Raw genomic sequence first — 23,630 nt, 5'->3', positions numbered from 1 at the left:
GTGCTTTGCAATGCTCTTCTCAGATCAGGTTTGGGATCCCATGCAGATCAAATTCGGCTCAGCCGTTGGCTGGGCAGGCTGGTAGAACCGGCAAGACGTGATTGAATGAAGGCGATCCTTTTATCCGGCGGACCCATGCCTGCGATCGCCTCGCGCTTTCTTTTGGTACTGCTTTGCTTTTTACCGCTAGCAGCCTGTCGTAGCTTGGGTGGCAATGAGACTGAGAGCAATAGTCGCCTCAACCAAGTGCAGGCGCGCGGTAAGTTGCTCTGCGGAGTTGAAGGCCGACTGCCTGGCTTTAGCTTCCTTGATTCCCAGGGCAATTACAGTGGCTTGGATGTCGACATTTGTAAGGCGATCGCCGCAGCACTGTTCAATGATCCCAAGGCGATCGAATACCGCAGTCTCGATTCTGTTGAACGGTTTCCAGCCTTAGCAAGTGGTGAAGTCGATTTGCTCTCGCGCAACACCACTTGGACCCTGAGTCGCGATGCCAAGGGCGGCAACAACCTTGAGTTTGCGCCAACCACTTTCTATGACGGCCAAGGGTTGATGGTGCGGCGCAATAGTGGCATCCAATCGCTGCAGGATTTTCAGGGCAAGTCAATCTGCGTGGAGACGGGCACCACATCGGAACTCAATCTGGCGGACACGATGCGCGAGCTGGGTGTCCAATATCAGGAGATTAAATTTCCGAACTCCGATGCCAACTACGCTGCCTATGCCCAAGGCCGTTGTGAGGGGGTAACCTCCGATCGCTCTCAGCTGGCCGCCCGTCGGACGACCTTGTCCGATGCCGATCAGCACCAATTGCTGGATGCAGTGATCTCCAAAGAGCCGCTGAGCCCAGCCACCCTCAACAATGACTCGCCTTGGTTTGACGTTGTCAAATGGGTGGTCAATGCCACGATTCAGGCGGAGGAGTTTGGTATCACCCAAGCCAACATCGATCAGTTCAAAACCTCGAAGAACCCTGAGATTCGCCGCTTCCTTGGGCTCGAGGGTGAACTCGGGCAACAGCTGGGGCTGAGCAATGACTTTGCCTATCGCGCCATCAAAGCGGTGGGGAACTACGGCGAAATTTATGAGCGTAACGTTGGGCAGCAGTCGCCGCTGAAATTGAATCGGGGCCTCAACCAGCTCTATAAGAATGGTGGTTTGCTCTACTCGCCGCCGTTCCGCTAATTGGCTATGCCCTTTCGTCTGAAATTACAAGGACCGTTCTGGCGAGATGAACGTCTCTGGCGCTGGGTCTGGCAGTTACTCGTGCTGCTGGTTGTGGGCCTAGGTGCAATCTGGCTGGTTGATAACCTGGTCTACAACTTATCGCAGCGGGGCTTGAGCCTTAGCTTTGACTGGCTCGATCAGTCGGCAGGCTTCAATATCGGGGAATCGGCGATCGCCTATCGAACAGCAGATAGTTACGCCCGTGCTCTGGTCGTTGGCTTAGTCAATAGTCTGCGTGTGATTGCGATCGGGCTGATCCTGACAACCGTGATAGGGACGCTCGCTGGAGTTGCGGCCTTTTCCGAAAACTGGTTGCTGCGCCAACTCAGCCGGGGTTATGTGGCGGTGGTGCGCAACACGCCTTTGCTGCTGCAGTTGATTGTCTGGTACTTCCCGATTCTGCTCAGTTTGCCGGCCGCCCAGCAGCCTTGGCATTGGCTGGGCAGTCTCTATCTCAGCAAACAGGGCATCTATCTTCCTTGGCCGCAGACGCCGGGCTGGCTGGTTGTGATTCTGGCGATCGCCCTGGTCTTGTTCGTCAGCTGGCTCGCCCAACGGCAGCGATCGCCTCGGGATTGGCGCTGGCTTTACGGCGCGATCGCGGTGGTTACCGTGCTGATGCTGCTGACCCAACTAAGCTGGCCGCAGCAACTGCAACCAGGCCAAATTCGCGGGGGTCTACGGCTCTCGCTGGAGTTCACCGCGCTGCTGCTAGGGCTGGTCGCCTATACCGGCGCTTTTATTACGGAAATCATTCGTGGCGGTATTCTCTCGGTGCCGGCTGGTCAATGGGAAGCGGCCGCCGCTCTGGGCTTGACCCGTAGCCAAACGCTTTGGCAGATCGTGGTGCCCCAGGCCCTGCGGGTGATTGTGCCCTCGCTCAATAGTCAGTACGTAGGTTTTGCTAAAAACTCGAGCTTGGCGATCGCAGTCGGCTATCCCGATCTCTATGCCACGGCGCAGACCACCCTCAATCAAACTGGGCGACCGGTGGAAGTGTTCTTGATTCTGATGCTGACCTATCTCGCGATCAACGCTGTGATCTCGGCAGGCATGAATGGGCTGCAACAGCGTCTCCAACGCTGGGGAGTGCGCTGAGATGATGCGATCGCCCCAGGGGATCACGCCTCAACAAACCCCGATCGCCTGGCTCCGACAAAACCTGTTTAGCTCCTGGCTGAACAGTGCCATCACGCTCCTCTTGGTGGTGATTATTGTCACGGTTGTGGGGCGGCTAGGGCTTTGGATCACGACAGAAGCCCGATGGACGGTACTGGTCGATAACTGGACGCTCTTTTTTGTAGGTCGCTATCCCGCCGCAGAACAGTGGCGCCTTTGGCTTTGGCTGGGGCTACTCAGTCCGACCTTAGGATTGACCTGGGGCTGTCTGGCGACGGGCTCTCATCGTTGGCAACGGCGATCGCTCTGGGGCTGGGCCGGTCTGGCTGCCGCGATCGCCGGGATTCCTTTGCCTTGGTTCCCGCACAAGCTGGGATTAGCTGCGATCGCAGCCACTGTGCCAGCGGCCAGTTGGCTGGCTCAACGCTGTCGGGGACAAGCTTGGTTGCGCTTTCTGCCGACGCTCTGGGGAGTTCTCTTCCTGGTAGGACTTTGGCTGCTCCAAGGGGGACTCGGTCTGCGACCAGTCTCAAGTAATGACTGGAGCGGTTTGCTGCTGACCTTAGCGACCGCTTTGATCAGCATGGTCTGCTCATTGCCGCTGGGCATCTTGCTGGCCTTGGGGCGTCAGAGTTCGCTACCCGCCATTCGCTGGCTCTCAGTCACTTATATTGAGCTGTTCCGAGGCCTGCCGCTAGTCACCATCCTTTTCTTCGGGCAGGTAATGGTGCCACTGATGTTGGATTCTGAATGGCGGATCGATCGCATTCTGCGGGCGATCGTGGGGCTGACGATTTTCCTGTCTGCCTACTTAGCTGAAACCGTGCGGGGAGGCTTGCAAGCGATTCCCCAAGGTCAGTTTGAAGCGGCTGCGGCCTTGGGTCTAGATCTGTTTCAGACCTATCGATTTATCGTTCTGCCCCAAGCCCTGCGGATCTCGATTCCCGCGATCGTGGGCCTCTTCCTCAACCTGTTGCAAGACACCACCTTGCTGTCGATTGTCGGCCTCCTGGAATTGCTGGGCATCAGTCGCTCAATTTTGGCCAATCCGGCCTATCTCGGTCGCTATGCCGAGGTCTATCTGTTCTTGGGTGTGCTTTACTGGCTGTGCTGCTATGGCCTCGCCCAACTCAGCCGCCGCTTGGAACAACGGCTAACCCCCCAGCGCTAGCCCCGGTAATTCGATCGAATGACTCCCTTAGGACGGCAACCCGAACCTGTGACTGCGATCGCTTCAGCCCCAGAGACCATGATTTATGCCGAGGGGGTCGAAAAATGGTACGGCAACCAATTTCAAGCTCTGTGCGGCGTTAGCCTCACGGTTCAGCGGGGCGAGGTGGTTGTGATGATGGGGCCATCAGGGTCTGGTAAATCGACCTTTTTGCGCACCCTCAATGCCCTTGAGTCGCACCAGCGTGGCGAGATTTGGATTGAGGGACATCGTCTCAGCCACGATCGCCGTGACATTGCCACCATCCGCCAAGAGGTCGGCATGGTGTTTCAGCAGTTCAACCTCTTCCCCCATTTGACGGTGCTCCAGAACTTGATGCTGGCGCCGGTGCAAGTGCGCCGTTGGCCCGTCGCTCAAGCGGAAGCGACTGCCCGCCAACTCTTGGAACGGGTGCGCATTGCTGAGCAGGCCGATAAATATCCGGGGCAGCTATCCGGCGGCCAACAACAGCGGGTCGCGATCGCACGGGCCTTGGCAATGCAGCCGCGCATCCTCCTATTTGACGAACCCACGTCTGCCCTCGATCCAGAGATGGTGCGCGAAGTCCTGGACGTGATGCGGGATCTCGCCAGCGAAGGCATGACGATGCTGGTGGCGACCCATGAAGTCGGCTTTGCCCGCGAAGTTGCTGATCGCGTCGTCCTAATGGCCGATGGGCAAATTGTCGAGGAAGCCCCGCCCGATCGCTTCTTCACAGCACCCCAGAGCGATCGGGCCAAGCAGTTTCTGGCGCAGATCCTCTAACCATGACTGGACTGTGGTTTTTGGCAATGGCGATCGCCTCACCCCTACGCGGGCCAGAGGCGATTCAGGCCTTGATTGCAACCAACCAGTGTTCGGGCTGTAATTTTTACGCTGTCGATCTGCGGTTTCGTCGCCTGCCCAATGCCCAGTTAGCTGGGGCTATGCTGGCGCAGGCCGACCTCTCATTCACCGACTTGAGCAATGCCAATCTGCAGGGCAGTAGTCTCGCTGGCGCGGATCTCACAGGCGCCAATCTGAATGGTGCTGATCTGCGGGGTGCGAATCTCAGCCGAGCGATTCTGACGCGGGCTCAGCTGACGGGCGCTCAACTGGCGGGCGCAAATTTCCGCGAAGCCTATCTGTTGGATGCGATCGGCCCCGATCTGCGACAGGCGCAACTCTGCGAAGCCACCCTGCCCAACGGTCAATTTGGACCGTTCTGCCAACTACCACCGCCCAGTGGACGCTAGCCGATGCGCAGTCATTGGCGAAGTCACGATTGGCTGACTTACTACCGCAGCCTTGCTGCGGCGACTTTCACGGTCGTGGATGTCGAGACGACGGGGTTTAAGCCGCCGCAGGCGCGGGTAATTGAGCTGGGGATTCTGCAAGCGACCCTTGCTGAAGGCATCCAGTTTCAACAGGCGGAACTACTCAATCCGGGCATCCCGATCCCCGAGGCGATCGCCCAGTTCACCGGCATCACAACGGATTTGATTGCGACCGCTGATCCGCCAGAATCTGTGCTGCCCCCCTTGCTACCACGGCTTCAGACCGGAATCTTGGTGGCGCACAATCTGCCCTTTGACTACCGCTTCCTGACAGCGGAATATCAGCAGCTGGGCTTGGACTTCGAGCGATCGCCTACAGAACAACTTTGCACCGTGCAAATGTCACGCCAACTCTTAGCTGACCTACCGTCGCGGAGTCTGCCCCAATTGGTTCAGCACTTTGGTTTTCCGGTGGGGCAAAGCCATCGGGCGGCCGCTGATGTTGAAGCCTGCTGGCAACTCTTGGCTCTGCTCTTGCAGCAAATCCAAGACAGTGAGGATCAGGTAATCCTGGAGCGACTCGGGCAGGAATGGCTACCGCTGCCGCTGGCTGCACAACTGCTGGATTGCTCCCGAAGCCAAGCACAAAAACAGCTAGAGACCTTGGCATCGGTTGAGCCGCGGTACTCTAGCCGCAATAGTACGCCTCTGTATCGGCGGGTTTGGGTGGAGGCGCTACTGCCCAACACTTAGCCGCGATCATTGCGGTTTCAGTGCGAGCCTAAACGTCGTACATCCGGCATTCGTCGGCATTGGGGAATTCATCGCAGTAGTTGCGATAGGCTTTCTCCCGCAGCGTTTTTTCGGGGTGGTGGGCTGCTTCAGCTTGCAGTTCTTCGAGGATGTCCCAAGCGACGCGGCATTGCGGATCATCTTTGCCGAAGGTGGCGCAGGTTTGGTGCGCTTCGCTGCGAGCTTCGGTGATGCGGTCTTGAAGGGTGAGAGTCATGATTCAAAGTCCTCAAGGGCTGAAAGTCATTGATTCAGGGCGTGAGTAGGCGATCGCTCCACTGTCTGAGTTGCTGACCCAAACGGTGCCGGCCTCGTTGCCAGGCCTGTTTCCAGAGTTCCCAGATCTGGAAGGGTTGTGCGGCTAGGGAGGCTTGCGGCTGCACTTTGATCAAGGTCAGCACCAAGCGATCGCTCTCCACTGCAGTCAGGTACTGGTCTGCGCGCACTGGACAGGGCAAAGTCAACAATTGTTGTGCCACTTGCCAGCGCGAGCCGTAGGGGCTGCAGAGCTGGTTGTAGCCTTGCAGGCGCAGGCAGTTGTCCTCAATTTGAACCCGAATAGTTTTGGGATCCCACTGATTGAGCGGCAAGCTGAGCCGCAGGGTGGTCGGGGTTTCCTCCATCTGCAGCGCTGTGCCCATCACAATCGGAGTCCAAGCAAGGGCTGGATCGGGGACGGCAGATCGCCAGTGCAGCAATCGCAACATCATGAGGTCTCCACTGGAGAACACTTCGATCATTCCCTGGCAGATCGGCAATGGGGGGGCGGGAAACCGAAGCGCACCCGGAGGGGGTTACCGCTCAGCGATCGCCTTAGAAAAGAGGGGTCGCATGATAGAATGAGATTGCGAAGAAGCCTTGCAATAGCTTGATTTTGCGGCAGTTTAGGCCGCTTTTTTCGCCGCTTTTCCCGACTTCAGTACTGGAGACTATCCGCCCATGAGTGCCCAGGAGCGCATCATCCAGACTGACCTGCGCAACGAAATGTCGCGCTCCTATCTCGAGTACGCGATGAGCGTGATTGTCGGGCGCGCGCTGCCCGATGCTCGGGATGGCCTCAAGCCGGTGCACCGGCGCATTCTTTACGCGATGTATGAGCTGGGCCTGACGCCCGATCGCCCCTTCCGAAAATGTGCACGGGTGGTCGGGGAAGTGCTCGGTAAGTATCACCCCCACGGCGACACGGCGGTCTATGACGCCTTGGTTCGCATGGCCCAAGACTTCTCGATGCGATCGCCCTTGATCGATGGCCACGGCAACTTCGGATCGATCGACAACGATCCGCCGGCGGCGATGCGGTACACCGAGTCGCGCCTGAAGCCGCTGACAACTGATGGTTTGCTTCAGGATATCGAAGCCGAAACTGTCGATTTCAGCGATAACTTTGACGGCTCGCAACAGGAACCAACAGTTCTGCCGGCGCGGCTGCCGCAACTGCTGCTGAACGGTTCCTCCGGCATTGCGGTCGGCATGGCGACCAACATTCCGCCCCATAATCCAACGGAACTGATCGCCGGCGTGATTGCGCTGATCCACAACCCCGAGATCAGCGATCGCGAGCTGATGCGCCACATCCCGGGGCCAGACTTCCCTACTGGCGGCCAAGTCTTGGGTTCGGCGGGCATTCGTGATGCCTACCTGACTGGCAAAGGCTCGATCACGATGCGGGGTGTGGCGACGATCGACACGATCGAAGCCCCAGGACGTCCGGTGCGCGACGCGATCATCATTACGGAGTTGCCTTACCAGACCAACAAGGCAGCGCTGATTGAGCGCATTGCTGAGATGGTCAACGAGAAGCGCTTGGAGGGTATTTCCGACATTCGCGACGAAAGCGATCGCGATGGCATGCGCATTGTCATTGAACTGAAGCGCGACGCCTACCCGCAGGTGGTGCTCAACAACCTCTACAAACAGACACCACTGCAAAGTAACTTCAGCGCCAACATGCTGGCGTTGGTGGATGGCGAGCCGGTCCTACTGACCCTGAAGCGATCGCTAGAAGTCTTCCTTGATTTCCGGATCGAGACGATCGAACGACGGACGCGCTACGAACTTCGTAAGGCTGAAGAGCGCGACCACCTGCTGCAAGGGTTGCTGATTGCGCTGGGGAATCTCGATGCGATCATCGAACTGATTCGGCGATCGGCGGATGCCCCACGAGCCAAACAGGAACTGATCGACGTTTACGGTCTATCGGAAGTCCAGTCCGACGCCATTCTGCAGATGCAGTTGCGGCGACTAACGGCGCTGGAAGCCGAGAAGATCGAGCAGGAACACCAGGATCTGCAGCGCCGCATCGAAGACTATCGCGATATCTTGGCCCGCCGCGAGCGGGTGCTGGAAATCATCGAAACCGAGCTGGAGCAGTTGCAGCAGCGCTTCCAAGAGCCGCGCCGCACCACCTTGCTGGAAGCAGACGGTGAACTAGAAACGATCGACCTGATTGCCAACGAGAAGTCGATCCTGCTGTTGACTCAGCAGGGCTATATCAAGCGGATGCCGGTCAACGAGTTCACGGCGCAAAGTCGCGGAACACGGGGTAAAGCAGGGGCGAAGACGAAGGATGACGATAGTGTCGAGCATTTCTTGACTTGCTGTGACCACGACAACATCCTCTTCTTCAGCGATCGCGGGGTGGTCTACAATCTGCCGGCCTACCGGATTCCGGCGGCCTCTCGCAATGCGCGGGGTGTGCCGATCGTGCAATTGCTGCCGATTCCCCGCGAAGAACGAATCACTTCGATCGTGCCGGTCAGCGCCTTCAGTGACGATGAATATCTGGTGATGCTGACTCAGGGCGGCTACATCAAGAAAACGGCGCTCTCCGCTTTTGCCAACATTCGTTCCAACGGTCTGATTGCGATCGCCCTGTCCGAAGGTGACCAACTGCGCTGGGTGCGACTGGCGAAACCGGAAGACAGCATTCTGATTGGTTCCCGCAAGGGGATGACCATCCACTTCCGCGCCAGCCATGATGATCTGCGACCCTTGGGGCGGGCCACGCGCGGTGTACGGGCAATGTCCTTGCGGTCGGGCGACACCTTGATCTCGATGGATGTGTTGCCTGCTTCTCTGACGGCCAACATGACCGAAACAGGCGATGAGGATGAAGCGGATGATGCCGTAGAAGTTGTTGCAAGTCCCGGACCTTGGGTGCTGGTGGTGACAGCGCAAGGGTTAGGGAAACGGGTGCCTGTGCATCAGTTCCGCCTGCAGAAACGAGCAGGTCTGGGTTTGCGGGCGATTAAATTCCGCAGCAAGCAAGATGAGCTGGTTTCATTACGGATTGTCGAAAGTGGTGACGAACTGGTGATGATCAGTCAACGCAGCGTGATCATTCGCCAAGCCAGCGATGCGATTCCGCAGCAATCCCGCGCTGCCACAGGCGTTCGTGTTCAACGCTTGGATGCCGATGACGTACTCGCAGCAGTTGCCCTCGTGCCACCCGGCGAGGAAGAGCTGGATGAGACTAGTGAGGATGCGATCGCGAGCGACGAACCTAACTAATCTACTGATTTCGATGGATTCAGGGGCTTTACGGCCCCTTTTTTGTACATCAGAGCAGAGTATTGCCAGCCCCTCAGAGAGGGTTGGGCAGGCTCTGTTCGGCAATCAGCCAGTCCATGAACTGCCGAGCGGTACGGCCCGATCGCCCATTGTGGCGAGTTGCCCATTGACGGGCGCGAAATTCCAGCGTTTCGAGCGGCATTGTCAAGCCGACTTCGCTAGCTAAATGGCGAACAATCGCCAAGTAAGTGTCTTGATCAGCGGGCTCAAACGTGAGCGTCAAGCCAAAGCGATCGCTGAAGGAGAGTTTCTCTTGTACCGAATCCCAGGCGTGAACCTCATTGGCTTCTGTTGGGTTGGGGCGCTCATCAAAATATTCCCGTACCAGATGGCGACGGTTGGAGGTGGCATAAACTACGACATTAGGTGGCCGTGCTGTTAAGCCGCCTTCTAGGACAACCTTGAGTGCTTTGAAGGTTTCGTCATCTTCTTCAAAGGACAGGTCATCGACAAAAACAATAAAACTGAGAGCAGATTCCCGCAGCTGATCCAAAATTTGAGGCAGCTCCCTGAGATCGGCTTTACCCACTTCAATCAGTCGGAGGCCACGATCGCCATAGGCATTAATCAGAGCTTTGACCATTGAGGATTTCCCAGCACCACAGCTGCCGTAAAGCAAGACATTTTGGGCGGGCAGCCCTGCCAGCAAAAATTCCGTATTACGTTTGAGCGTCTCTTTTTGGAGCTCGTAGCCCGCTAAATCGGATAAGGGGATTGGATCGGGATGCTCAATGCCGTGCAGTTGTCCTTGCTGCCAGCGCAAGGCCCAATAGCGATTGAAGAACCCGACCCCCCGCTGCTGATAATGCTGGATCAAGTCTGGCAACAGCATGGCCCAGTCTTCAGTTTCCGCCCATTGCGCTTCGCGATCGCGGGTTTCTTCTAGCCAATGTGGCGGGGGGGTGGGCAGATCTGCGAGTGCCTGCACCATCGGAGCTAACAGTCTGGGGGGAGCACTGGCTAGTTGCTGCAACGTTTGCAGATCTTGGCAGGCACTTTGCTGCCAGACCTCAGGTAAGCTGCTGGCGATCGCAAATTGCGCCTGTCGGCTAAACGGATTGTCATCGCTGCGAATGTGGTGCATTAGCCACTGTGGCCAACTTTGTCGGCTAGCCAAGAGGTGACCTAGCCAAGTGCTGTAGGCCGTGACTGCAGCGAGTGGTTGTTGGTGACTCAGTGCGTCAAGCAGTTCTAAAAAAGCACGTCCAGTCGCAGACTCTAAAATCCCGGCATAAAAAACGAGACTTGCCGCTTGAGCTCGCAATCGTTGTAAGCGCTCCTGAGTCTCGCTCATGCCAATTAGCCATCCGGGATTATCTGCAGCATACCCAACCCCGATCGCACTGTCAGACACTCGAAAAGCCTTGGGATTGCCGTGCTAGCGTGGGGCAAAGCCCTTGCCTGCTCACCATCATGCTGCTGCTTAGTCAGGAGTTACCGGAAACGGTTCGCCCCGCAGTGCGCGATCGCCATGCGCAAATTGTGGCCTGGCGACAGCAATTGCATCGCCGGCCAGAGCTGGGGTTTCAAGAGCAAGAGACCGCAGCATTTATTGCTGCTCGACTGACGGAACTGGGCGTTTCCTTTCAAGCTGGAGTTGCTGGCACGGGCATCGTTGCAGAAATTGCAGGGCAGCGATCGGGACCGACGCTGGCGATTCGAGCCGATATGGATGCGCTGCCAATTCTGGAAGCAAATGAGATTCCCTATCGCTCGGAAATTGATGGGCGGATGCATGCCTGTGGTCACGACGGCCACGTGGCGATCGCGCTAGGAACAGCAGCTTGTCTGCAGGCCAATTCCGACTTTGCTGGTCGCGTCAAAATCATTTTTCAGCCAGCAGAAGAAGGTCCCGGCGGTGCCGCGCCAATGATTGCCGAAGGGGTTCTGGAGAATCCGGCTGTAGATGCGATCATTGGTCTCCATCTCTGGAATTACTTGCCACTCGGGAAAGTCGGCGTACGCAGTGGCCCACTGATGGCAGCAGTGGAGTTGTTTGATCTGACGATTCAAGGGCGCGGTGGCCATGCCGCCATTCCCCAAAATTGTATTGATGCCGTGTTGGTGGCTTCGCAGATCGTGACGCTGTTGCAGAGCATTGTGTCTCGTAATGTTGACCCACTCCACTCAGCGGTGGTGACGATCGGCTCACTCCATGCAGGCACGACCTATAACGTCATCGCCGATCGCGCCCAACTGAAAGGCACTGTTCGCTACTTCGACGATCGCTATCAGGGCTTTTTGCAGGAGCGAATTGAGCAGATCGTGGCGGGTGTTTACAATAGTCACGGTGCCACCTACGAGCTGAACTATCGCAAGCTCTATCCAGCAGTGATCAATGATTCAGCGATCGCCGTTCTAGTTCGTAGCGTGGCGGAAGAAGTCCTAGAACCGCCTCTTGGTGTGGTGCCCGACTGCCAAACGATGGGCGCAGAGGACATGTCCTACTTCCTGCAAAAGGTGGCCCGGTTGCTACTTCTTTTTGGGCAGCGCCAACCTCGATCGCGGCTTGAATTTTCCGCATCACCATCCCCGCTTTAACTTCGACGAGACGGCACTAGCACTGGGCGTTGAGCTGTTTCTCCGTTGCGTTGAGCGTTTCTGTCGCTAAATCAGCAGGTCCAGCAGCATGGCTGCGATCGCACCAATCAGCGTATTGATGACGTTGACCAGTTCATTACTAAGCCACTGCCAACGGGTTTGGAAGGTCGCACCAATCCAGCTTTCAGCCGTGGTGCCAATCAAGGCGGCGAGGACACAAATTGCAATCGCAGTGGTAGAGATCAGGCCAAACAGCCAGCCAAAACTAGCCATCACTAGGGCTGCAACCAAACCTGCAACAGTTCCTTCTAAGCTGACTGCGCCTTCGGTTCCAGCTGGCACTGGTCGTAGGGTTGTGATCAAAAATGTGCGTTTGCCGAAGGCTTTGCCGACTTCACTCCCTGCTGTATCCGCCAACTTGGTGGCGAAGCTAGCGACGAAAGCGAGTTTTGCTAAGTCGGCGATCGCTGGCCAATCCTGCCAGTACCAAGCTGCAAGTGCGGCTGCTGTGCCGATCAACGCAGAGCCCCAGACATTTTCAGGGCCACGCTTACCTTCCCTTGCTTCCGCAATGCCGGCCGCCTCTTTGCGAGCTTTGCCCCAGCGGGTCAAGAGTGAGCCAATCCCTAGGTAGAGCAGGACCAAAATGTAGCCCGCTGCCTGCAAGCTGCCCCAAATCAATACGCCCAGAAATGCCGCATGGAGGTAACCTTCACGGGTCAGTAATTTTGCCCGCGATCGCAGCCCGAAGGCCAGTAATACTCCGTTGATTGCGATCGCAGTCAGCCAGTCGAGTTCCGTCTCAAGCAGTGTCATGGTTAGGGGCGATCGCTAGGATGAAGGGCAAAACTTTGACAGCAACCGATGATGGCTGCCGCTCTTTTTCACTTGGCATTTCCGGTCAGTGATCTTGCCCTGACTAAGCAATTTTATGTGCAGGGTTTGGGCTGTCGTGCCGGACGAGGGTCGCCGACCTCGCTCATTTTGGATCTAGCAGGCCACCAAATTGTCGCTCACCTGAGCCGATCGCCCCTGACGCCACAGAATGGCATTTATCCGCGTCACTTTGGGCTGGTTTTTACTGATGAAGTGGATTGGGATGCCTTGCTCGATCGCGCCCAGCAGCAGAATCTCAGCTTTTATCAACCGGCACGGTTGCGCTTCCCTGACAGCTTGTTAGAACACCGGACTTTTTTCCTTGAAGATCCCTTCCACAACTTGCTGGAATTTAAGTTCTATCGGCACCCGGAGGCAATTTTTGGCGCTCAAGACTTTGCCCTAGTTGGGGATTCCACTGGCGCTTAGGTGTTTAACTCCCTTGATAGCTCTTTAGTCTAGATGTAAACAGATGTAACGAAACTGATAAGAGTCTTGAAGCGACGCGATCGCGGGTTCGATAATCAGGCTGCGTGGCAGTGATCAATTGACAGGAGCAGAAAGTTCTATGGTCCTCGACAAACTATTCGGCAAAAAAGAAAAATTCTTTCTTGAAATTGATTCAAGTGCTGCCAGCACCGAAACTGCTGCTGTGGAAACCGCCGTTACTCCGGTTGCAGCAGCTGTAGAAACACCGACTGCAGCAGCAGGAGTAGCGACGCCTGAACCCGCTGCTACTCCTGCCCCCGAACCTGTGGCAGAGGAGACGCCAGCCAAAGAAATTCCTAACGTCACCTTTGCTGCTGACCTCAGCGTGCCAACGATCAATACGGGTCGTCGTCTGCCGGGGCCAAGCCTTGATCCCTTTGTCCAAATCGCCAGTGAAGTTGTTCGTCGCTAAAGCAATTCTCTGAGTGTTGCTAACAATTGAAGCTCAAACAACCTCTCGGCTTGGAGAGGTTGTTTTTTGCGATCGCTGATTGCGCACAGAAAAAAGGTCTATCCAGAACTTTGGATAGACCTTAGTGAATCAACAACTGATCAACTTCACAGACTTAGTCAACGGCTTGAGGCAGTAGCTCACGCTTCTCTTGCGCAAGAACTTGAACCTTGCCCTCTTCACCAATGTCAACGACGGCGGTGTCACCTTCCCGCAGTTTGCCGGAGAGGAACTCCTCCGCCAAGGAATCTTCGAGCAGGCGCATGATTGCCCGACGGAGGGGACGAGCCCCGTAGCTGGGGTTGTAGCCCTCTTCCACCAAGCGGTCTTTGAACTTCTCGGTAACTGAGAGGCTGATGCCTTTCTCGAGCATCCGACCGAAGACTTCGCGCAACATGATGTCGGCGATTTCTTTGACTTCTTCCTTGTTGAGCTGACAGAAGACGATGATTTCGTCGAGACGGTTCAGAAACTCAGGACGGAAGTATTGCTTCAGTTCCTCATTCACTAGGGAGCGAATGCGGTTGTACTGGTTTTCAGCCTCATCGACACCAGAGAATTCAAACCCGAGACCGCCGCCGCCTTTCTCAATCACCTTCGAGCCAATGTTCGAAGTCAGAATGATCAGGGTGTTTTTGAAGTCCACGGTCCGACCTTTGGCATCAGTCAGACGACCGTCCTCGAGCAACTGCAAGAGCAGGTTGAGGACATCGGGATGGGCTTTCTCGATCTCGTCCAGCAAGACGACAGTATAGGGACGACGACGCACGGCCTCGGTTAGTTGGCCGCCTTCGTTGTAGCCAACGTAGCCTGGAGGCGAACCGATCAGCTTGCTGACCGTGTGGCGCTCCATGTACTCCGACATATCAAGCCGGATCATGGCTTCTTCGCTGCCGAAGAAGTAGGCCGCCAAGGCTTTGGTCAGCTCAGTCTTACCGACGCCGGTGGGACCACTAAAGATGAAGCTGGCGATCGGACGGTTGGGATTTTTCAGGCCGACACGTGCACGACGGATGGCCCGCGACACCGCTTTCACGGCTTCGTCCTGACCAATCAAGCGGCTGTGGAGGGTTTCCTCCATGTTCAGCAGCTTGGTCGATTCCGACTCGGTCAGCTTGTTGACCGGCACGCCCGTCCAAGAGGCAACGATGTGAGCGATGTCCTCTTCGGTGACGATCGGTGAATCATCCGTGCTGCTGGTACCGTCGGCCTTCTTGCTTTGAGCGATCGAGCGAATTTGGGTTTTGATTTCCATTTCGCGATCGCGCAGTTCCCCAGCCTTATCAAAGTCCTGGGAGCGAACGGCGTCATCTTTGTCCTTAAGGACTTGACGCAGCTCTTTATCCAACTCTTTAGCAGCCGGAGGCAGTTGCGAGTTCATCAGGCGAACCCGCGAACCCGCTTCGTCGATTAAGTCGATCGCCTTGTCGGGTAGGAAGCGATCGCTGATGTAGCGATCGGCCAGCTTGGCAGCTGCTTCCAACGCTTCATCGGCAATTTTTAGCTTGTGGTGCTGCTCGTAGCGCTCACGCAGACCGCGCAGGATTTCGATCGTGTCATCGACGCTGGGCTCACCGACCATCACCGGCTGGAAGCGGCGTTCTAGGGCGGCATCGCGCTCGATGTGCTTGCGGTATTCATCCAGTGTGGTTGCACCGATGCACTGCAGCTCACCCCGTGCCAAAGCTGGCTTGAGGATGTTGGCCGCATCAATCGCACCTTCAGCGGCGCCGGCACCAATCAGGGTGTGAACCTCGTCAATCACCAAGATGACGTCCCCCGCCGAGCGGATCTCGTCCATGATTTTCTTGAGGCGTTCTTCGAACTCACCGCGATACTTGGTGCCCGCAACCAGCAGACCAATATCAAGGGTGACAACGCGCTTGTCTTCCAGAATGTCGGGAATATCGCCGGTGGCAATGCGCTGGGCCAAGCCTTCCGCGATCGCAGTTTTACCGACGCCCGGTTCCCCAATCAGCACAGGGTTATTCTTGGTGCGGCGGCCGAGAATTTGGATCACCCGCTCAATTTCTTTTTGGCGACCCACCACCGGATCCAGCTTGCCGTCGGCAGCCTGCTGGGTCAGATTGGAGCCAAATTCATCCAAGGTTGGCGTTTTGGTGCGACCTTGACCGCCACCCGTTGAGACTTCAGCCGTCTCGCCGAGCATGCGGATGACTTGGGTCCGTACTTTTGAAAGATCAACGCCCAAGTTTTCGAGAACACGGGCCGCAACGCCTTCACCTTCCCGAATCAGTCCAAGCAAGAGGTGCTCAGTGCCGATGTAGTTGTGGCCCAGTTGCCGCGCTTCTTCCAGTGAGAGTTCCAGGACTCGCTTGGCGCGAGGAGTAAACGGAATCTCAGCGGCGACAAAACCCGAGCCACGGCCAATGATTTTTTCAACCTCGATGCGAGCATCCTTAAGGTTGACACCCATCGATTTCAAAACTTTGGCGGCAACGCCGGTGCCTTCACCGATGAGGCCTAGCAAAATTTGCTCGGTGCCGACGAAGTTATGACCCAGGCGACGCGCTTCCTCCTGAGCCAGCATGATGACCTTAATGGCTTTCTCGGTAAAGCGTTCAAACATAGCTTCCCTGCCTGCGTGCCGGTAGGCCGATTCTAGCACAGGCATTTGATTGGGCCGGAATGCTCAAAACCCGCTCCAGCATAGGGGTTTGGCGCGATCGCTCTTCGGTTTGGGTCGGTGATCCACACCTCTTGTTTCTAGGGTTAGCCAGTGGTGGCTAAAGGGTCGGGATCTTCGGTGCAAGCTGTAGCCAACTGCATCGGTAGTTGTAGCTGCCAACCCTGCCGATTCAGACGCTGTTGCCGTGCTTTCCACTGCTGGGCGATCGCCTCTTGCACGGAGTTTTCTCTCAGGCCTTTCAACCAGAGAATCCGAGCAGCTTCGCCAGTATCGGCGTAATAGCTGGGGCGCTGACCGACCTCTTGAAAACCCAAGCTTTGGTAAAGCGCGATCGCGACTTGATTAGAGACTCGCACTTCCAATGTCGCCCAAGCCATATCTCGACGAATCGCCGCTTGCAGTAACGCCAACAATAAGAAACCGCCCAGCCCTTGCTGCTGGTGGGAGGGGGCGATCGCCAGCAAGGTGATGTGAGCTTCATCGACGATCGTCCAGCTACAACCCAAGCCGATCAAGTGGGCTCCCTGCCAGAGCCCCAAGAGATCACTGGGGTCGCTCTCAACCTCCCGCCGGTCAGCTTCGATCGCCCAAAAGCCGCCAAGGGTCTGCTCATCCAAGTGACGGGCCGCCTCGACCTGATCGAGGGCCAGCGGGCTGAGGCAGAGCGGCGCAGGATCGTACACTGATAAAGACAGGCAACTTACATATATATAGGTCTTGGACGCGTCCGATGGTTTCCACTCCAGCTGCGCCCTCGTTAAATCCTCAGTATCCGGCTTTGTTTGGGACCGATCGCCCCTCCAACTCCCCCAACCAAAATCTGTTTCCGTTGACAGCGAGTGTGACGGCAGACGGTCAGCTCGAAGTGGGTGGCTGCCGCGTCTCAGATTTGGTGGAACGCTATGGCTCTCCGCTCTATATCCTCGATGAGCAAACGCTGCGTGCCGCTTGTCAATCCTATCGTTCTGCGCTGGCGCACCATTATCCCGGTGCTGCCCTGCCGATCTACGCCTCGAAGGCCTGGAATTGCCTAGCGGTTTGCGCTTTGGTTGCTCAGGAAGGTCTGGGCATTGATGTAGTGTCGGCAGGTGAACTCTACACGGCCCTGCAAGCAGGTGTCCCGAGCGATCGCCTCTACTTCCACGGCAACAACAAATCCCTGAGCGAATTGGCGATGGGTGTAGAAGCGGGTTGCACGATCGTCGTTGATAACTGGCAAGAACTGCGCAACCTTGAGGCGATCGCCGCTGAGCAGCAGCGGGAAGTGCGGGTGATGATCCGCTTCACGCCGGGCATTGAGTGCCACACCCACGAATACATTCGGACGGGGCACCTTGACAGTAAGTTTGGCTTCGATCCCGATCAGCTGGATGCGCTGCTAGCCGCCTTGGTCGATCAGCCCTATCTCCGCTGCATTGGCCTGCATGCCCACATCGGCTCGCAAATTTTTGAACTCCAGCCCCATGCCGATTTGGCGGGTGTGTTGGTCGGGGCCTATGCCAAAGCGCTGGCTTTGGGCTTGCCGATCGCTGAGTTAAACGTGGGCGGGGGTCTGGGAATTCGCTACACCGAGTCGGATGATCCCCCAAGCATTGATGAATGGGTGCGGCAGGTGAGCGAAAGTCTGGTCGCAGCTTGCCAAGCCGCAGACCTGCCGTTGCCCAAGTTGATCTGTGAGCCAGGGCGATCGCTAATTGGTACCGCCTGCGTTACGGCCTACCAAATTGGCAGCCGCAAAGAAGTACCAGGAATCCGCACTTACCTGGCTGTCGATGGCGGCATGTCCGACAACCCTCGACCAATCACCTACCAGTCGACTTACCGAGCGGTGATCGCCAACCGCCTCAACGTGAGCGATCGCGAAACCGTGACGGTGGCTGGCAAGCATTGTGAGTCTGGTGATGTCCTGCTCAAGGACGCAGAGTTGGCTCCCAGTCAACCCGGCGATATTCTCGTCGTGCTGGCGACGGGGGCTTACAACTACAGCATGGCTTCGAATTACAACCGCATTGCGCGACCCGCTGCAGTTTTGGTGAACAATGGCGAAGCCCAAATCATTCTGGCGCGGGAGTCTCTGCAAGACTTGTTGCGACAGGATCGGTTACCAGTAGGGCTGCAAGCCTAGGCGACAGATTTGGCGCCGCAGCTGACTTCGATCACCCCTGGGCCAAGCTCCCAGGTGGGCAGATTCACGGTGCAAGGGCATGGGAGACTGGCTGACGCAGACAGGAACATGGCTTAGCAGCGGCTCCGGCCTGCTGCTGCGCAATGCCTTGGATATCAGCCTCGTCCTCATCCTCTTCTACGTCATCTTGGTGTTGATCGGAGAGCGGCGTACCCTTTGGATGGTGCGGGGCTTCATCGTACTAATGTTGGCAGCGGCTATCAGCAGTCGACTCAACCTCACCCTGCTCAACTTTGTTCTCAACAACTTAGTCATTGGCTCGGCTGTAGCCATGGCAGTCTTGCTGCAGTCAGAATTCCGGCGCTTTTTGGAGCAGTTAGGACGGGGGGAAGTTGCGGCGTTATTCCGCCCGAATGCGCGATCGCAACCTCGGGCTGGCGGTGTAGCTGAGGAGATTATTGAAGCTGTCAAAGAACTCTCCCAGAATCGTACTGGCGCCCTGATCGTCATTGAGACTGGCTCCAGCATCGATGATCGCGATGTGAATTCTCTGGGGGTGCGCCTCAACGCCGAAGTGTCAAGTGAGCTGCTCCAGTCCATTTTTCAAACCAGCACACAGCTCCATGACGGTGCAGTCTTGATTTCCGAGAATCGGGTGGTTGCAGCAGGAGTGATTCTGCCCTTGTCAGAACAGGTTATTTCACGACGACTGGGCACGCGACACCGTGCAGCTTTAGGAATTACCGAGCGGCTGAATCAATGTATTTGCATCGTGGTTTCTGAAGAAACGGGTTCAATTTCGCTGGCAGAACAAGGAATCCTGAATCGCCCGCTGACTAGTAGTAAACTCAAGGCATTGTTGGAAGAGCGCATGTCGCTTGCTGCCCAGCGGGAGGTCATTGCTCCTGATTTGCGATCGCTCTCTCGCTACCTTTACAGCTCTAGTCGTTCGGTTCTACGACACCTCAATCTCTTGGGTTCCCGCCGAGGTCGTCCATGACCTCTGTCTCTAATTGCGATTTACGTCAGCGCCCGCCCGACCTACTCCCCGATCGCCTGCCTAGCCACGTCGCGGTGATTATGGACGGCAATGGTCGTTGGGCCAAGCAGCGTGGCTTGCCACGAATTATGGGTCACCGGCGCGGGGTTGACTCCCTCAAGCAGCTGTTGCGCTGTTGCGATGACTGGGGTATTGGCGCCCTGACTGCCTACGCATTCTCAACAGAAAACTGGGGTAGACCTCACGAAGAGGTTGACTTTCTCATGACTCTGTTTGAGCGGGTCTTGCGCCGCGAACTTCAAGAGTTAATGGCTGAAAACGTTCGCATTCGGTTTGTCGGTGACCTCGAGAATCTACCGACATCGCTGCAACGAGAAATCGATCGCGCGACCTCAGCGACAGCCCAAAATGACGGAATTCGCTTCACGGTCGCGACAAACTACGGCGGCCGTCAAGAACTCCTCAAAGCCTGTCGTGAGATTGCGGCCCAAGTGCAGCAAGGCCAGTTGGCGATCGATGCCATTGACGAGTCGCTCCTCTCCAGTCATCTCTACACTGCCGGCGTCACCGATCCCGATCTCCTGATTCGAACCAGTGGCGAAAAACGGCTGAGCAATTTCTTGCTCTGGCAACTGGCCTATGCCGAAATCTACGTGACCGATACACTCTGGCCTGATTTCGATCGCTACGAGTTTTACCTAGCCCTGCGCGATTTCCAAAGTCGCCAACGCCGCTTTGGTCGCTTGACCTAGTGCCAGACCTGACTAGGGGCCACCGAGGATCACAGCTTCGAGATCAGCGCGGCTGAGGGAATATTTGTAGGCGCGAGTGAGATCCTGCCCTGCTTCGCCCGCCGATCGGTAACACACCACGATTTGATCCGTCCCCAGCTCAATCTCGGCAGACCAGTCAGTGTGCCGAAGACTCCAGCAGTTGAGAGCTTCCAAATCCTGAATGCTGCCCAAATCCCGCAACCAAGTTTCGATCGCAGGCAGGCTGTGATTGTAGAGCGGTGTTTCAGGAAGCGGCAGGGTTGTCATTGCTAGTGGGGGCGAGAAGAGCGGGCGTTTCGATCGCGGCAGGCTCGGAGTCGGGCAGGGCGATCGCCTGAACATCGGCTGCGGGAGTGGTGACTTGGAACCAACTGGGCGTTTGCAGTAGCTGCTCACCCCGCAGGAGTCCTAAGCCAATGGTGAGCACGAGACAGCCGACAACGGTCAGCGACAGCAAAAACAGAGCGAAAATTTCTCCTGCTGAGAGGGTGCGCTCACGATCACTAGTGACTGTGGCCACCCGTGGCTGGCGAGGACTGGGGTTGGGCAGGGCAGCAGCACGGGATGTCGTCCAGCGGTGTTGCTCGAGCTGAAAGTCGTAGAGTCGGCGGCGCTCGGGATCACTAAGGACGGCGTAGGCCTCTTGCAGCTTTTGGAATTCTTGCAGTGCTGCTGGCAAAGGCAGTGTGGTCGTGTCGGGATGGTACTGCTTACTCAGCTCACGATAGGCCTGCCGAATATCGCGATCGCTGGCACTGGAAGGAATGCGAAGACGTGCGTAATAGTCTGGACTGGTTACCATTGCAGAGTCAGCAGAAGGAGAGGCAGACACGCAGGGGTAGTGCTGCAATGAAACAGCCTGTATTTTAACGGCTTCTGCCCTAAATGTCGGGCGATCGCGCCTTGCAGTCAGGGCTGTCGATAAAGATTTCTATGAAGAAAGATAGGCGATCCCCACGAGATTGAGAGACAGAATCTAATCTGGAAGTGAGCCTCTATCCCCCTCTGATCACGGATCATCTCCGATTTGTAAAGTGAGCGGGGATCTTGGGGTAAACCTGTTAGTTCTGGCTCAAATCACTCTCACTCTCGGAGGTGAGCGGTTATGCGTAAAGTCAAAGCGGCCCTCAAGTCTGTCATTCACTTCCTGTCGGAAGCTGCAGGCAGATTTTTTACTCCAGCTGAAGAAATTCCAGAGATTGGCGTACAGCCCTACAGTGAGCCTCCAACCCACTCTGCCTAATCTTAAGACTGGGACCAGAACCCCCCTCCAGCCGGCGATCCATCACTCATGCGAACGATCGCTGGCTTGGAAGGGAATGAGCGATCGCCGTAGAGTGAAGGCATTGCGTGGCTCCTGCTTGTGACCTCTGGATTTGCCCTGGATGTTCGAAATTGGACTGAGACCTTGGGGTGGCAGCCCTCACCACAGCAACAGCAGCAGTTTGAAGCGCTCTACCACGGCATCATTGCAGGCAATCAGCGGCTGAATTTAACGCGCATCACTGATCCGGCTGAGTTTACTGAAAAGCATCTCTGGGACTCGCTGTATGGCCTGCGTCCTTTGCTCACCGATGATTGGAGCGGCGAGATCATCGACATCGGTACCGGTGGAGGTTTCCCAGGACTGCCTGCTGCGATCGCTTTGACCAAGAGTCGGGTGATGCTGCTCGATTCCACCCGTAAAAAGATTCAGTTTTTGCAAACCTTGGCGCAAGAGCTGGGGTTGTCGAATGTGACAGTAGCGGTAGGACGAGCAGAAGAGTGGGGGCGCGATCGTCGGCAACGGGCGCGCTACGACTGGGCCACGATTCGAGCTGTGGGCCCTGCGACGGTTTGCGCTGAATACTGTCTTCCCTTGCTCAAGATCGGCGGCAAAGCCGTGCTCTATCGTGGGCAATGGACGGAGGAAGAAGCGATCGCCCTCGATCGGGCGGTTACCATCCTTGGTGGTGAAGTAGTGGATGTGTCGGCTACCTTCCTGCCGGAGAGCGGTGCCGAGCGACACTGCATCACCCTCCAGAAAACGGCGCAGACGCCGGCAGCCTATCCGCGCATGGTGGGGTTGCCCAGCCAGAAGCCTCTCGGCTAGTCGAGGAAATACCACTCCGTAAACGTTGCAGCTTGACCGCAGGGTTGTCCATCGGGCTGACGGAGCGTCCAGATAGTGGCGCGATCGATACGGAAGCGGCGGCCTTGGCTACTGATGCGGATGCCACTGTAGTTGTCGATATAGCCCTTAGCTAGCGCGTCACTCAGCATTTGCGATCGCGTTTCTCGTTGATCGGGTTCGGCTGTCAAGCGCGAGGGCAGCCCACAAAATTGTGACCATTCCAGCTCCCAGAGATCCAACGCGGTCTGGTTGCCATAGTTGAGCAGCGGATCGGCCGCGCCGTTGTGCGATACCACCACGAAAGGCACCTTGAACAGGGCTTCTGCCTCTTCTAGGCGATCAGTATTGCGAGGAATCAGCGATCGCCCTAGACCCTGCTCATAGCTATCCAGCAGAATCTGGGTCCAGTCTTGAATCTCAGGCATTTGCCAAGGCTGAAGACTCATTGCAGCATCCATTGGGAGTTGAGTTAGGGAATTGCAGGGGCCGGGTTGGCTGCGGTTTGCAACCAGCGTTGCAGGATCGGATTGACCTGATCGGGGGCTTCATCCATCGGGCAATGCCCAACGCCCGGTAGCGCAATAAATTCACGCACGGCAGGATAGTTTGCCAGCTCCCGTCCTTGGGCGATCGGCTCCCACGGGTCCGCTTCTCCCCAGAGAATCAACGTTGGGCAAGTGACCAACGGCAGCAAATCCTGCGGTAGCGGCCCTTGGGAATAGGTGACAAACGCTAGGAAAACATCCACCGCACCCGGATCACGGGCGGGAGCGAGTAACAGCTCAATCAACTCATCAGTGACGGCGGTTTTGTCGGCGTAGGCCTGCTGCAAAATCCGACGCAGCGATCGCGGTTGAGCCAAGCGTTGGAAGAAGAAGCCTCCGAACGGCTTCCAAGCGAGGAGTTGCTGGAAAATTGGCACCCCAAAACGGCGCGGCCAGGCGGACTGCGCCAGATAACGCTCGTGTAGGAGACGCAGGGAGCAATCCAAGAGCGCGAGCGATCGCACGAGCGCAGGTTCATCGACAGCGGCTTGCAGCGCCACCACACAGCCGATCGAATTGCCTACCAAATCGGCTGGTTCCCCAATTACCTCGCGGATAAAGTCGCGAACCTGGGCCGACCAAGTTTCAAACCGATAGGGCAAGTCCTGACTGGGCTGGGGCTTGGCGGAACCTCCAAAACCGAGTAGGTCAATTGCAAAGACCCGCTGTTGCTCCGCCAAAACCGGACTGTTCTGCCGCCAATGGTCACTGCTGGCACCAAAGCCATGAATCAGCAGAACTGGCGCTCCTGCGCTGCCAAATTGCTGATAGCGAATCGCCTGTCCTCGCCACTGCCAGACTGCCATTCGCTTGGGGACTCCTTCACTACGAGATTCCTGTGAGTTCGCGATCGCAACCTGTCTAGGGCTGGAGTCACTGAGCATCTCACCGTA

General features: G+C 56.7%; 24 protein-coding genes and 1 pseudogene. 15 read left to right on the top strand and 10 right to left on the bottom strand.

The features are described from left to right. The first annotated feature begins 105 nt into the window (after positions 1 to 105). From SYC_RS06700 to SYC_RS06675, 6 genes are read left to right on the top strand one after another with little or no spacing between them, the layout of a single operon-like run. A complete protein-coding gene (locus SYC_RS06700) occupies positions 106 to 1,185 on the top strand; it encodes an amino acid ABC transporter substrate-binding protein (protein WP_011243579.1) in 1,080 nt (359 codons plus the stop codon). A 6-nt stretch (positions 1,186 to 1,191) separates the two neighbouring features. Further along, a complete protein-coding gene (locus tag SYC_RS06695) occupies positions 1,192 to 2,325 on the top strand; it encodes an amino acid ABC transporter permease (protein WP_011377506.1) in 1,134 nt (377 codons plus the stop codon). A gap of 1 nt (position 2,326) precedes the next feature. Beyond that, positions 2,327 to 3,517 (top strand): amino acid ABC transporter permease, encoded by a 1,191-nt coding sequence (locus SYC_RS06690; protein ID WP_011243577.1) that lies wholly within the window; start codon positions 2,327 to 2,329, stop codon positions 3,515 to 3,517. Between the two features lie 18 nt (positions 3,518 to 3,535). Beyond that, a complete protein-coding gene (locus SYC_RS06685) occupies positions 3,536 to 4,321 on the top strand; it encodes an amino acid ABC transporter ATP-binding protein (RefSeq protein WP_011243576.1) in 786 nt (261 codons plus the stop codon). 2 nt (positions 4,322 to 4,323) lie between these two features. After that, complete coding sequence (locus tag SYC_RS06680) at positions 4,324 to 4,791, top strand: pentapeptide repeat-containing protein (RefSeq protein WP_011243575.1); 468 nt, start codon at positions 4,324 to 4,326, stop codon at positions 4,789 to 4,791. A gap of 3 nt (positions 4,792 to 4,794) precedes the next feature. Then, a complete protein-coding gene (locus tag SYC_RS06675) occupies positions 4,795 to 5,565 on the top strand; it encodes a 3'-5' exonuclease (protein WP_011243574.1) in 771 nt (256 codons plus the stop codon). Positions 5,566 to 5,593: 28 nt separating this feature from the next. Here SYC_RS06675 and SYC_RS06670 read toward each other — a convergent pair whose 3' ends face one another. Both SYC_RS06670 and SYC_RS06665 read right to left on the bottom strand, forming a co-directional pair. Continuing rightward, on the bottom strand, positions 5,594 to 5,821 hold the full coding sequence (locus SYC_RS06670; protein ID WP_011243573.1) for a Calvin cycle protein CP12: 228 nt from the start codon (positions 5,819 to 5,821) through the stop codon (positions 5,594 to 5,596). Positions 5,822 to 5,855: 34 nt separating this feature from the next. After that, positions 5,856 to 6,314 (bottom strand): Hsp20/alpha crystallin family protein, encoded by a 459-nt coding sequence (locus SYC_RS06665; protein ID WP_011377508.1) that lies wholly within the window; start codon positions 6,312 to 6,314, stop codon positions 5,856 to 5,858. Between the two features lie 229 nt (positions 6,315 to 6,543). On the opposite strand from SYC_RS06665, the gene gyrA reads away from it, so the two are divergent. Beyond that, entirely contained in the window at positions 6,544 to 9,114 is a 2,571-nt protein-coding gene (gene gyrA, locus SYC_RS06660) for a DNA gyrase subunit A (RefSeq protein WP_011243571.1), read from the top strand. A gap of 73 nt (positions 9,115 to 9,187) precedes the next feature. Here gyrA and SYC_RS06655 read toward each other — a convergent pair whose 3' ends face one another. Next, positions 9,188 to 10,468 (bottom strand): ATP-binding protein, encoded by a 1,281-nt coding sequence (locus SYC_RS06655; RefSeq protein WP_041677110.1) that lies wholly within the window; start codon positions 10,466 to 10,468, stop codon positions 9,188 to 9,190. Between the two features lie 119 nt (positions 10,469 to 10,587). On the opposite strand from SYC_RS06655, the pseudogene SYC_RS06650 reads away from it, so the two are divergent. Further along, positions 10,588 to 11,785, top strand: a pseudogene (locus SYC_RS06650) (M20 metallopeptidase family protein). Here the strand turns inward: SYC_RS06650 and SYC_RS06645 are convergent. Further along, on the bottom strand, positions 11,782 to 12,531 hold the full coding sequence (locus tag SYC_RS06645; RefSeq protein ID WP_011243568.1) for a TIGR00297 family protein: 750 nt from the start codon (positions 12,529 to 12,531) through the stop codon (positions 11,782 to 11,784). The pseudogene SYC_RS06650 and the gene SYC_RS06645 overlap by 4 nt on opposite strands. 48 nt (positions 12,532 to 12,579) lie before the next feature. Here SYC_RS06645 and SYC_RS06640 point away from each other — a divergent pair, with 48 nt between their 5' ends. Continuing rightward, complete coding sequence (locus SYC_RS06640) at positions 12,580 to 13,020, top strand: VOC family protein (protein WP_011243567.1); 441 nt, start codon at positions 12,580 to 12,582, stop codon at positions 13,018 to 13,020. A gap of 139 nt (positions 13,021 to 13,159) precedes the next feature. After that, a complete protein-coding gene (locus SYC_RS06635) occupies positions 13,160 to 13,492 on the top strand; it encodes a hypothetical protein (protein ID WP_011243566.1) in 333 nt (110 codons plus the stop codon). A gap of 154 nt (positions 13,493 to 13,646) precedes the next feature. On the opposite strand, the gene SYC_RS06630 is transcribed toward SYC_RS06635, so the two are convergent. Together SYC_RS06630 and rimI are read right to left on the bottom strand one after the other, a co-directional pair. Continuing rightward, the gene (locus tag SYC_RS06630; protein WP_041677108.1) at positions 13,647 to 16,121 is read right to left on the bottom strand and encodes an ATP-dependent Clp protease ATP-binding subunit; all 2,475 of its coding nucleotides are present in this window, start codon (positions 16,119 to 16,121) and stop codon (positions 13,647 to 13,649) included. 143 nt (positions 16,122 to 16,264) lie between these two features. Continuing rightward, positions 16,265 to 16,864: a ribosomal protein S18-alanine N-acetyltransferase gene (gene rimI / locus SYC_RS06625; protein WP_011243564.1), complete on the bottom strand. Its 600-nt coding sequence runs from the start codon at positions 16,862 to 16,864 to the stop codon at positions 16,265 to 16,267. A gap of 47 nt (positions 16,865 to 16,911) precedes the next feature. On the opposite strand from rimI, the gene lysA reads away from it, so the two are divergent. The 3 genes from lysA (at position 16,912) to uppS (ending at position 20,058) form a co-directional block, all read left to right on the top strand. Further along, on the top strand, positions 16,912 to 18,306 hold the full coding sequence (lysA, locus tag SYC_RS06620) for a diaminopimelate decarboxylase (RefSeq protein WP_011243563.1): 1,395 nt from the start codon (positions 16,912 to 16,914) through the stop codon (positions 18,304 to 18,306). A gap of 79 nt (positions 18,307 to 18,385) precedes the next feature. Further along, entirely contained in the window at positions 18,386 to 19,306 is a 921-nt protein-coding gene (cdaA, locus tag SYC_RS06615; RefSeq protein ID WP_011243562.1) for a diadenylate cyclase CdaA, read from the top strand. Beyond that, entirely contained in the window at positions 19,303 to 20,058 is a 756-nt protein-coding gene (gene uppS / locus SYC_RS06610; protein ID WP_011243561.1) for a polyprenyl diphosphate synthase, read from the top strand. Before cdaA ends, uppS begins: the two co-directional genes overlap by 4 nt. Positions 20,059 to 20,070: 12 nt before the next feature. Here uppS and SYC_RS06605 read toward each other — a convergent pair whose 3' ends face one another. Further along, entirely contained in the window at positions 20,071 to 20,346 is a 276-nt protein-coding gene (locus SYC_RS06605) for a DUF3143 domain-containing protein (RefSeq protein WP_011243560.1), read from the bottom strand. Next, positions 20,324 to 20,881 (bottom strand): J domain-containing protein, encoded by a 558-nt coding sequence (locus SYC_RS06600; protein ID WP_011377514.1) that lies wholly within the window; start codon positions 20,879 to 20,881, stop codon positions 20,324 to 20,326. The genes SYC_RS06605 and SYC_RS06600 overlap by 23 nt, the downstream gene beginning before the upstream one ends. A gap of 303 nt (positions 20,882 to 21,184) precedes the next feature. On the opposite strand from SYC_RS06600, the gene SYC_RS13830 reads away from it, so the two are divergent. Together SYC_RS13830 and rsmG are read left to right on the top strand one after the other, a co-directional pair. Next, the gene (locus SYC_RS13830; protein WP_155813907.1) at positions 21,185 to 21,322 is read left to right on the top strand and encodes a hypothetical protein; all 138 of its coding nucleotides are present in this window, start codon (positions 21,185 to 21,187) and stop codon (positions 21,320 to 21,322) included. Positions 21,323 to 21,442: 120 nt separating this feature from the next. Continuing rightward, the gene (gene rsmG / locus SYC_RS06595; RefSeq protein WP_011243558.1) at positions 21,443 to 22,171 is read left to right on the top strand and encodes a 16S rRNA (guanine(527)-N(7))-methyltransferase RsmG; all 729 of its coding nucleotides are present in this window, start codon (positions 21,443 to 21,445) and stop codon (positions 22,169 to 22,171) included. Here rsmG and SYC_RS06590 read toward each other — a convergent pair. Next, positions 22,168 to 22,638, bottom strand: coding sequence for an MEKHLA domain-containing protein (locus SYC_RS06590; protein WP_234701753.1), 471 nt, complete (start codon positions 22,636 to 22,638; stop codon positions 22,168 to 22,170). The genes rsmG and SYC_RS06590 overlap by 4 nt on opposite strands. Before the next feature lie 23 nt (positions 22,639 to 22,661). Next, the gene (locus SYC_RS06585; RefSeq protein WP_011377515.1) at positions 22,662 to 23,543 is read right to left on the bottom strand and encodes an alpha/beta fold hydrolase; all 882 of its coding nucleotides are present in this window, start codon (positions 23,541 to 23,543) and stop codon (positions 22,662 to 22,664) included. Positions 23,544 to 23,630 lie beyond the last annotated feature (87 nt).

Source organism: Synechococcus elongatus PCC 6301 (genome assembly GCF_000010065.1).
Classification (GTDB): domain Bacteria; phylum Cyanobacteriota; class Cyanobacteriia; order Synechococcales; family Synechococcaceae; genus Synechococcus; species Synechococcus elongatus.
Note: the sequence above shows the minus strand (reverse complement) of the source record. Positions and strands in the feature narration are given on the sequence as shown.